At 65.3% G+C, this 10,095-nt stretch carries 9 protein-coding genes; 2 read left to right on the top strand and 7 right to left on the bottom strand.

Features of this window, described 5'->3' with window-relative positions; translation table 11 throughout:
- The coding region (locus WA317_RS22435; RefSeq protein ID WP_425175126.1) for a DUF2334 domain-containing protein at positions 1–223 on the bottom strand (223 nt) is incomplete at its 3' end.
- Positions 224–310: 87 nt separating this feature from the next.
- The gene (locus tag WA317_RS22430; RefSeq protein WP_425175125.1) at positions 311–808 is read right to left on the bottom strand and encodes a glutathione peroxidase; all 498 of its coding nucleotides are present in this window, start codon (positions 806–808) and stop codon (positions 311–313) included.
- A gap of 75 nt (positions 809–883) precedes the next feature.
- Here WA317_RS22430 and WA317_RS22425 point away from each other — a divergent pair, with 75 nt between their 5' ends.
- Positions 884–2,455: a DHA2 family efflux MFS transporter permease subunit gene (locus WA317_RS22425; RefSeq protein WP_425175124.1), complete on the top strand. Its 1,572-nt coding sequence runs from the start codon at positions 884–886 to the stop codon at positions 2,453–2,455.
- 183 nt (positions 2,456–2,638) lie between these two features.
- On the opposite strand, the gene WA317_RS22420 is transcribed toward WA317_RS22425, so the two are convergent.
- Together WA317_RS22420 and WA317_RS22415 are read right to left on the bottom strand one after the other, a co-directional pair.
- The gene (locus tag WA317_RS22420) at positions 2,639–4,789 is read right to left on the bottom strand and encodes a S9 family peptidase (protein ID WP_425175123.1); all 2,151 of its coding nucleotides are present in this window, start codon (positions 4,787–4,789) and stop codon (positions 2,639–2,641) included.
- The gene (locus WA317_RS22415; RefSeq protein WP_425175122.1) at positions 4,786–5,679 is read right to left on the bottom strand and encodes a phosphoribosylaminoimidazolesuccinocarboxamide synthase; all 894 of its coding nucleotides are present in this window, start codon (positions 5,677–5,679) and stop codon (positions 4,786–4,788) included. The genes WA317_RS22420 and WA317_RS22415 overlap by 4 nt, the downstream gene beginning before the upstream one ends.
- Positions 5,680–5,754: 75 nt before the next feature.
- Here WA317_RS22415 and WA317_RS22410 point away from each other — a divergent pair, with 75 nt between their 5' ends.
- On the top strand, positions 5,755–6,393 hold the full coding sequence (locus WA317_RS22410; protein WP_425175121.1) for a hypothetical protein: 639 nt from the start codon (positions 5,755–5,757) through the stop codon (positions 6,391–6,393).
- 25 nt (positions 6,394–6,418) lie between these two features.
- Here WA317_RS22410 and purB read toward each other — a convergent pair whose 3' ends face one another.
- The 3 genes from purB to WA317_RS22395 all read right to left on the bottom strand — a co-directional run bounded on the left by purB (position 6,419) and on the right by WA317_RS22395 (position 10,056).
- Positions 6,419–7,837: an adenylosuccinate lyase gene (gene purB, locus WA317_RS22405; RefSeq protein ID WP_425175120.1), complete on the bottom strand. Its 1,419-nt coding sequence runs from the start codon at positions 7,835–7,837 to the stop codon at positions 6,419–6,421.
- Between the two features lie 30 nt (positions 7,838–7,867).
- The gene (locus tag WA317_RS22400) at positions 7,868–9,304 is read right to left on the bottom strand and encodes an APC family permease (protein ID WP_425175119.1); all 1,437 of its coding nucleotides are present in this window, start codon (positions 9,302–9,304) and stop codon (positions 7,868–7,870) included.
- Between the two features lie 113 nt (positions 9,305–9,417).
- A complete protein-coding gene (locus WA317_RS22395) occupies positions 9,418–10,056 on the bottom strand; it encodes a TetR/AcrR family transcriptional regulator (RefSeq protein ID WP_425175127.1) in 639 nt (212 codons plus the stop codon).
- Positions 10,057–10,095 lie beyond the last annotated feature (39 nt).

The raw sequence follows: 10,095 nt of genomic DNA, 5'->3' as shown, positions 1-10,095 counted from the left end.
CGTCGTAGCCGTGCAGTAGCACCGCGTCGCCTGCGGCGCGCCGAGCGGCCAGCCACTCCACGGTCCCGGGATCTTGGTCAAGGCGGTATCCGCCCTTGAGCCGCGGCGCCACCAGCAGCGACACCGGGACCCCGCGGGCGTCCATCTGTCCGCAGAACGTGTCGACGTCGGCCAGGGTGCGCGCGCTGATTCCCGACACCGAGACAATCAACTTTCCAGACACACCTTCATTGTGGCCACGACAGGTGTCCAGACAGTGAAATCCACGCAGACGTCCGGCGTCGGATGCGCTCCGAAAACGGCCGAGCAGCTAATCCGGCAGCACAGCCTCGATGGCGTCGACGACCTCGGGGGCATCGGGCGCAGTGCGCGGCCGGAACCGGTTGACGACGGCTCCACCGGGAGCGATGAGGAACTTCTCGAAGTTCCACTGCACGTCACCGGCCTCGCCCTTGGCGTCGGGCGTCTTGGTCAGCTCCGAGTACAACGGATGGCGGCCCGGGCCGTTGACGTCGGCTTTGGCCAGCAGCGGAAACGTCACGCCGTAGTTGGTCGAGCAGAACGTTCGAATCTCGTCGGCGCTGCCGGGCTCCTGGCCCATGAATTGGTTGCACGGCACTCCGACGACCGTCAATCCGCGCTCGGAGTAGGTCTCGGCGAGTTGCTGCAGTGCGCTGTATTGCGGTGTCAAACCGCATCGCGACGCCACGTTCACCACCAAGACGGCCCGGTCGGTGTAGTCAGCCAGCGATGTCGGACTGCCATCGAGAGTAGTCAGGGTGATGTCGGCGACCGGCGATCCGCTCATAGCGGGAAGGTTACCGTGGCGGAAAGAGCCGCAAAGTAGCTTGGTCAGCTACCTATCGTCACTAGGGTTACAGCCGTGGTGAACCGCGCCGTCGACCAGCAGTCGCCCGCTGAGCAGTTGACCGACGCGGAACGGAACCACCCCGATCGACTCGACGCGCGCCTGTTGCGTATCGCGGGAGTGTGCGTGATTGCCACGGTGATGTCGATTCTGGACACCACGGTGGTCAGCGTCGCGCAGCGCACGTTCATCGCTCAGTTCGAGTCCACCCAGGCCGTGGTGGCCTGGACGATGACTGGATACACGCTGGCGCTGGCCACGGTGATCCCGCTCACCGGCTGGGCTGCTGACCGGCTCGGCACCAAGCGACTGTTCATGGGCTCGGTGCTGGCGTTCACCGCCGGCTCGCTGCTGTGCGCCGCAGCACCGAACATTGAGTCGCTGATCGGGTTCCGGGTGCTGCAGGGCCTCGCCGGCGGGATGCTGATGCCGCTGAGCTTCACCATCTTGACCCACGAGGCCGGCCCCAGGCGGCTCGGCCGCCTGATGGCGGTGCTGTCTGTGCCGATGCTGCTGGGGCCGATCGGTGGGCCGATCCTGGGTGGCTGGCTGATCGGCTCCTACGGTTGGCAGTGGATATTCGGGATCAACCTGCCGATCGGCGTCGTCGCGTTCGTGCTGGCGGCCGTGGTGTTCCCGAAAGACCGGCCCTCTCCATCGGAGACCTTCGACTTCGTCGGCATGCTGCTGCTTTCGCCGGGCCTGGCAATGTTCCTCTACGGTGTGTCCTCACTTCCGGCGCGCGGCACGGTGACCGACCGCCATGTGTGGATTCCCGTTGCCATCGGCGCAGGATTGATGTGCGGATTCGTCGTGCATGCGCTGCACCGCGCCGATCATCCGCTGATCAATCTGCAGTTGTTTTCCAACCGGGTTTTCACGCTCGCCAACTCAGCAATGTTCGTCTACGGGGTGGCCTTTTTCGGCGCCGGCCTGCTGTTCCCCAGTTACTTCCAGCAGGTGCTGCACCAGACGCCGTATCAGTCCGGCGTGCATATGATCCCGCAGAGTCTGGGCGCGATGCTGACGATGCCGCTCGCCGGGACGTTCATGGACAAGCGCGGCCCGGGCAAGGCCGTGCTGGTCGGCATCACACTGATCGCTGCCGGCATGGGCACTTTCGCCTACGGCGCCTGGCAGCAGACCGGCTACCGGCCCGCGCTGCTGGCCGGCCTGCTGATTCTGGGGCTGGGCATGGGCTCGGTCATGACGCCGCTGTCCGGCTCGGCGATGCAGACGCTCAGTCCACACCAGATAGCGCGTGGTTCGACCCTGATCAGCGTGAATTTCCAGGTGGCCGGTTCGGTGGGTACGGCGCTGATGTCGGTGATCCTGACCAATCAATTCAACCGCAGCCAGAACATCTCGGCCGCCAATCAGCTCGCGGCGCGGGAGGCGACTGCCGCCCGGCACGGCGTGCGGCTGGATCCCTCAGCCATACCACCCCGGACACTTGCTCCTGATTTCACAACCAATGTGTTGCACGAGCTGTCACGGGCTTACACCGTGGTGTTCGTGGTGGCCGTCGTCCTGGTGGCGTTGACCTACGTCCCGGCGGTGTTCCTGCCGAGGCAGCCGAGCCGCTGAGCCGCGTACCCATCCTCGAGGTCGGAGCAGCGCACCGGGCGGCAACAACGCGAGTCGACGTCAGTGGCTGGGCGGGTTGAGGCCGATTCTGTGGATGATGTCGTCCATCCATTCCGGGTGACCGTAGGTCAGCCCGTACTTGTCGGCCAGGCCAATGAAGTCGGGTCAGCTGACACGACACGGCTACCGCTGCGCACCGCTGAGGAGATCGTTTACCTGGCCACCGCCGTAGTGGCCGCTGTCCGCGGTGGCCAGCAACCAGGCGTATTGATACGCAACTTCTTTCCACTGCTCGTAACGGCCACTGATCCCGCCGTGTCCGGCACTCATCTCAGTCTTGAGCAGCACCGGGTTCCCGTCGGGATTGGCGTGCCGCAGCGCTGCCACCCACTTCGCCGGCTCGACGTAGTACACCCTGGTGTCGTTGAGCGAGGTCATCACCAGCATCGCCGGATACTTGGCGGCCGTGACGTTCTCATACGGCGAATAGGACTTCATGTAGAAGTAGACGTCGCTGTCCTGCATCGGGTTTCCCCATTCCTCCCATTCGGTGACCGTCAGCGGCAGCGCCGGATCCAGAATGGTGGTCAGCGGATCGACGAAGGGAACCTTCGCCAGGATGCCGGCGAACAGCTCCGGAGCCAAGTTAGCCACCGCACCCACCAGCAGCCCGCCCGCACTGCCGCCCATCGCCACCAGATTCTCCGGCCGGGTGACTCCAGAATCGACCAGATGCTGGGCGACAGCGATGAAGTCGGTGAAGGTGTTCCGTTTTTCCAGCAGCTTGCCGTGTTCGTACCACAGTCGGCCCATCTCACCGCCGCCGCGGACATGGGCGATGACGAACACCATGCCGCGGTCGAGTAGCGACAGCCGGGCGATGCTGAACCGCGGATCTTCACAGAGCTCGTAGGCGCCGTACCCGTAAATGAGTGCCGGAGCCGGGAATTCGATATCCTTGCGGTGCACGATCGACACCGGGATACGGGTGCCGTCTTCGGCATGCGCCCAGTCGCGGCGTTCGACGTAATCCGTGCGCGCGTAGTCGCCGAGGACCGGTTGCTCGCGCAGCAGTGTGCGCTCGCCGGTGCGCAGATCCAGATCGTATATACGCGTCGGCGTGATGAACGATCCCGCTCCGATCCGGAGCTTCGGAGAGTCCCAGTTCGGGTTGCCACCGAGACCGGCTGACATCAGCTCGGAGTCGAAAGAAATCTCCTCCGGCCGACCGTAATCTCCACTCTCGTCGATGGGCCACAGCTGGATTCGCGGCAACGCCTCGCGGCGATAGCTGACCACCAGATGGCCGGCGAAGGCGTCGACGCCATCCAACCTGACGTCGTCACGGTGCGAAATCAGGGTGCGTTGCGCGGTCGGGTCGGTGACCGGCGCTTCGACCAGCGTGAAGTTCACCGCGCCGTCATTGTGCAGAATCAAGAACCGGTCCTGGCCGCCGATGGTGGCGTGCTCGACGGAATACTCGACGCCGTCGCGGCGCGGCAGCACGCTGACGAACTCCGCCTCCGGGTCACCCGCGTCCGCATAACGAATCTCCGAGGTGATGGCCGAACCCGACGCGATCACCACGTAGGCATCGCTGCGCGTGCGGCCCACCGCCACCCAGAAACGCTCATCGGGTTCGTGAAATACCTTCTCTGCCCGCAACCCCGAACTGAGCCTATGACGCCATACCGTATCCGGCCGCCACGCCTCGTCGACAGTGACGTAGTACACCGTGCGGCTGTCGGTCGCCCACGTCACCCCAGCGCCGATACCGACGATCTCGTCGTCGTACTGTGCGCCCGTGCGCAAATCCCGGAATCGCAAGGTGTACCGCTCATCGCCGACCACATCGACCGAAAAGGCCAACACGTTGCCGTCCGGGCTGACACCGGCTGCACCCAGTGCGAAGAACTCGTGCCCCTCGGCTTCGACGTTCTCGTCGAGCAGTACCTGCTCGCCGGGGATCTCGGTGTGCTCTTCGAGAACCGGCGGGTTCCAGTTATCTACATCGGCTACCGGACAACGACAGTGGACGCCGTACTGCTTGCCTTCAAAGCTGCGGGCGTAATACCACCAGTTGTCCCGACGGATCGGCACCGAAAGATCGGTTTCCTTGGTGCGCGCTTTGATCTCGTCAAAGATCTTCTGGCGCAGTGTTTCCAGGTGTGCGGTGGCTTGGTCGGCAAAAGAATTCTCAGCGTCGAGATAGGCGATGACCTCGGGATCGGTTTTCTCCCGCAGCCATTCGTAGGGATCGATGAACACGTCGCCGTGAAATTTGCGCCGGCTGTCGACCCGTTTAGCCACCGGCGGTACCGAAGTGTTACTCATGCGCCCGGCCCGATCCAGTCGCCGAAACGCAATCCGGAAATCCGTTCGTAGGCGTCGATGTATCGCGCACGGGTTGCCTCGACGATGTCGCCGGGAAGTGGTGGCGGCGGCTGTGCGCCGGCGCGGTCCCAGCCGGATTCCGAGCCGGTCAGCCAATTGCGGACGAATTGTTTGTCGAAGCTGGCTTGCACCACGCCTTCTCGATAGTCATCGGCCGGCCAGTACCGCGACGAATCCGGTGTGAAGACCTCGTCGGCGAGCACCAGGTTGCCGTGGGCGTTGATACCGAACTCGAACTTGGTGTCAGCGATGATGATTCCCTTCGTCAGGGCGTGGTCGGCGGCCTGCACATATATCTGTAGCGTACGGTCGCGCAACTGGTTGGCGCGTATCGTGCCCACGATCTCGATCGCCCGGGCGAACGGAATGTTCTCATCGTGTTGTCCGAGTTCGGCCTTGGTCGCCGGAGTGAACAGCGGATTGGCGAATCTGCTCGCTTCGACCAGACCTGGTGGCAACCGGATGCCGCAGACGGTTCCGGTCCGCTGGTAGTCCAGCAGTCCAGAGCCGGTCAGGTAGCCGCGGGCCACGCATTCCACCGGAAGCATCTCCAGCTTTCGCACCACCAGCGCGCGGCCGAGTACCTCGTCGGGAATGCGCGCGTCGTCCGGCGGCCCGGCCAGGTGGTTGGGGGACGTGACGAGGTTGAAGAAGAAGACACTCATCGCGGTCAGAATGCGACCCTTGTCCGGGATCGTGGTGTCGAGGACATAGTCGAACGCTGAGATCCGGTCCGTCGCGACGAACAGCAAATGCTTGTCGTCAATGCTATAGAGTTCGCGAACCTTGCCGCTGGCCAGGTGCTGGTAGTCGGACAGAGCGGGACGCATCGCGTCAGCCTAACGGGCTACCGGAAGCGGGCTCAGAATCCAACCGCGGAAGCAGGCCTGTGCTGGGATCAGGCTATGACACTGCGGTTGTTGCCCTACGCCACCAGACCCGGCCGACTGCTGGCCCAGCTTTTCAGCGACGCCGTCGTGTCGCTGTGGACTGCTGTGTGGGTGCTCGTCGGGGTGGCGGTGCACAGCGCGATCGCGACCATCGCAGATGCCGGGCGGCAAGTCGAGCACGGCGCCACCGGAGTGGGCCGGAATCTGGCGTCAGCGGGACACAGTGCTCAGCACATTCCGCTGTTGGGCGGAGCGTTCAGCAAACCGCTCACCGCGGCAAGCGACGCGGCCCGCGACATCGCCGGCGCGGGGCACAGTCTTGACACCACGGCGACCTGGCTCGCGGTGTTGCTGGCGCTGGCGGTGGCAGCACCGCCGATTCTGGCGGTCGCGATGCCGTGGCTCGTCCTGCGGTTGCGGTTCTTCCGGCGCAAATTGTCAGTGACCGCATTAGCCGCGACACCGGCCGGGGAACAACTGCTGGCGCTGCGGGCGCTGGCCAATCGGCCGCTGCGCAAGCTGACCACCGTCAGCGCCGACCCCGTCGGCGCCTGGCGCCGGGAGGATCCGGCCATCATTCACGGCTTGGCCGATCTCGAATTGCACTCGGCGGGTATCGCGGTGCGGATCCGTGCGCCGGAACAGACCGGCTAGCTCGTGTCCTGTGCCGGTCCGGACGCTAAAGAATGGCACCCGGTGTGTACTTGGCCGCCTCCGGATAGCGGCCGACCAGCGCGTCAACCGCCGCGACCACCTCGTCGACCTGATCACCGGCGGCGCCGGTGAAAGCCTGCCGGTCACCTAACGCGGCGCCCAGCTGCCCGCGGTCCAGCGGCAGCCGCGGGTCGGCGGCCAACCGGTCCAGCAGATCGGGTTCGGCACCGCGTTCCCGCATCGCCAGTGCAGTGGCAATGGCATGTTCTTTGATCACCTGGTGCGCGGCTTCGCGACCCATTCCCGCGCGCACCGCCGCGATCAGCACCTTGGTGGTGGCCAGGAACGGCAGATAGCGGTCCAGTTCGCGCTGAATCACCGCAGGGTAGGCGCCGAACTCGTCGAGCACGGTCAGGAAGGTCTCGGTCTGCCCGTCGACGGCGAAGAAACTGTCGGGCAGCGCAACCCTGCGCACCACCGAGCAGAACACGTCGCCCTCGTTCCACTGGGCGCCCGCCAACTCCGCCGCCATGGACGCATAACCGCGCAGCACGACCTGCAGCCCGTTGACCCGCTCACAGTTGCGGGTGTTCATCTTGTGCGGCATGGCCGAGGAGCCGACCTGCCCCGGTGCGAAGCCCTCGGTGACCAGTTCGTGCCCGGCCATCAGCCGAATTGTGTGCGCCAGTGACGACGGGCCCGCACCGAACTGCACCAGCGCCGACACCACGTCATGGTCGAGGGATCGCGGATACACCTGCCCGACGCTGCTCAACACCGTTGTGAAATTGAGAAACTCGGCGACAAGGAGCTCGAGTCGGGCCAGCTTAGCCGCGCCACCGCCCAGCAGATCGAGCATGTCCTGCGCGGTGCCCACCGGACCCTTGATGCCGCGCAGCGGATAACGGTCGATCAGCTCCTGCAGCCTGGTCAACGCAACCAGCGTTTCTTGTGCTGCAGAGGCGAACCGCTTGCCCAACGTAGTGGCCTGCGCCGCGACGTTATGACTGCGTCCGGCCATCACCAGGTCGCGGTAGGTCACCGCCCGCTCGGCGAGCCGGGCCACCACCGCTACCCCGTGGGCGAACACCAGTTCCAGTGAACGGCGGATCTGCAGCTGCTCGACGTTCTCGGTCAGGTCGCGACTGGTCATGCCCTTGTGCACATGCTCGTGTCCGGCCAGCGCATTGAATTCCTCGATGCGGGCCTTGACGTCATGACGCAACATCCGCTCACGGGCAGCGATCGAGGCCAGGTCGACATCGTCGACCACCCGCTCGTAGTCGGCGATCACCCCGTGCGGCAGGTCGACGCCTAATTCCGCCTGCGCGCGCAGCACCGCCAGCCACAGCCGCCGCTCGACGACGACCTTGGCCTCCGGCGACCAGATCGCCACCATCTCGGCGCTGGCGTACCGGCCGGCCAGTACGTTCGGGATGCTCACAACGTCACAGCTTAGAGCCCGCCGGCAGGCTCACCCGGTGAGATCGGCTGCGTCGGCGATCTCGGCGTCACGGCCGGTGAGCCGACGTTTGACCAGCAGGGTGGCCAGACTCAAACCCGCACCGCTGACGACCAGGATCGAGGCGAGCAGGTACTGCTGGCCGGGCCGGCCGGACAGCGGCGTCACCAAAGACAGCGAGGCCAGGCACCCGATGAACGGCAGCGCCGTCGGCGTGGTGAAATGCCGGCTACGGGGCGTCTTGGTGTCACGTCGAAGCACCAGCACCGCGACGTTGACCATCGCGAACACGCCGAGCAGCAGCAGCGAGGTGGTGCCGCCGAGCACCGCGATCGCGTTGCTGTTGGCGAACGCCGTGACGTAGAGAATGACCCCGAACGCGATCGCCGTGGTGCCCAGGATCGCCACCCACGGGGTTCGACGAACCCGGCTGACCGCGCCCAGTATCGGCGGCAGCACATTCTGGCGGGCCATGCCGTAGATCAGCCTGCTGGCCATCAGCATGTTGATCAGCGCGGTGTTGGAAACGGCGACCATCGAGATGTAGGGCACCAGGTCCTTGATCGGTAGGCCCGGCACTCCCGCCTGCACCACGTCGACCAGCGGCGTTTCGCTGGCTTTCAGGGTGCCCACCGGAACCAGTGCCACCGAGACGACGGCGACGAGCAGGTAGACGGCACCGGCGATGCCCAGTCCGGACAACAGCACCTTCGGAAAGGTCTGGACTGGATTCTTAATCTCCTCGGCCATGTTGACCGAGTCTTCGAAGCCGACCATCGCGAAGAACGCCAGCGACGTCGCGGTGGTGACGGCAAGAAAAACGTTCTTGTCGGCGGCGGTGTCGAACGCGACGACACGGCCGAAGTCGACGCCACGACCGCCCACCGCCGCCCACAGCCCGATAAGGATGACCAGCAGCAGGCCGGAGAACTCGATGACGGACAGGACGACGTTGAGCCGCACACTGTCGCCCACCCCGCGCAAATTCACCGCGGCCAGCACCGCAATGAACAGCAGGGCGATGACGACGACACCCGCGGTTCCCCGGCCGATGTGGAATGCGACGACGAAGTTGGCGGCGAAGAACCGGGACGCGGTCGACGCCGAGGTGATGCCCGCGCACATCACCACGAAGGCGACCAGGAAGGTGAAGAAGGGACTGCCGAAGGCCTTCTGGGCGTACAGCGCCGCACCGGCGGCCTGCGGATACTTGGTCACCAGCTCGAGGTAGCTCAACGCGGTGACGCCCGCGATCAGGAACGCCAGCAGAAATGGAACCCAGGCCGCACCACCGACCTGGCCAGCGACATCACCGACCAGCGCGTAGATACCGGTGCCCATGATGTCGCCGATGATGAACAGCAGCAGCAGGCCGGGCCCCATCACCCGGCGCAGTCGCGGCTGTTGCTCAGCCTCCTCGGACTTTTCGGACCCCTCGGACGCGTTCATGGCACCTCCCGGATTCGCCGCGACCCTTTCGCCACTGGTCTCGGGCGAATCCGTCGGTCACAACCGGCTGCAGGACCGTCGTCCCACGTTCGGTGACCATGACGGTTAACGGTTCAGATGTGCACCGCGTGGTGGTCGTGCGGCGCAAGTACATCGATGATCTCGATCAGCGTAGCCCGCGCCGCCGTCCGCGGAACCGGCTCATCTTCGACCAAGGCGCAGATCACCGCGCCATCAACCGCGCAGATCAGCTTGGCTACCAATTCGATGCGCACCGAGCGGCCGGACCGCTCGATCGCTTCGGCGATGGCGTCGGCACGCTGGCGCACGTTGCGGCGCTGAATTTTCCGCAGCGCGGGTTGACGGGCACAGGCGATGTAACGCTCGTACCGGGAGATCAGCTGCTCGCTCTGGCCGGGGCCAGGCTCCTCGCTGACCAGCAGGTCGACCAGCACATCGGCGGTGCTTTCCGCTCCGCGCCGGCGCCGGGATAGGGCCGCGACCCGGGCCCGCAACTGGGCCACCTCGAGCATGCCGATGTGTTCGACCGCGCTGATCATCAGATCGTCCAGCGACGAGAAGTAATAGGTGGTCGACGCCAACGGCAGGCCGGCCCGGCGGGCGACGGCGCGGTGGCGCACCGCTTCGAACCCGCTCTCGCAGAGCAGCTCGGCGGCGGCGCTGACCAGCGCGTACCGTCGCCGTTCTCCCTTGGGAGTGACTGCCGCGGTCACACCTGGTAATGCTGCCAGTACCGATGGTGCCGCACGGTGCTTTCGGGCAAACGGTGC

Origin of the sequence: Mycobacterium sp., from assembly GCF_049802695.1 — a bacterium.
GTDB lineage: Bacteria > Actinomycetota > Actinomycetes > Mycobacteriales > Mycobacteriaceae > Mycobacterium.
The sequence above is the reverse complement of the archived record's forward strand: the minus strand, read 5'-3'. Positions and strand labels throughout refer to the sequence as shown.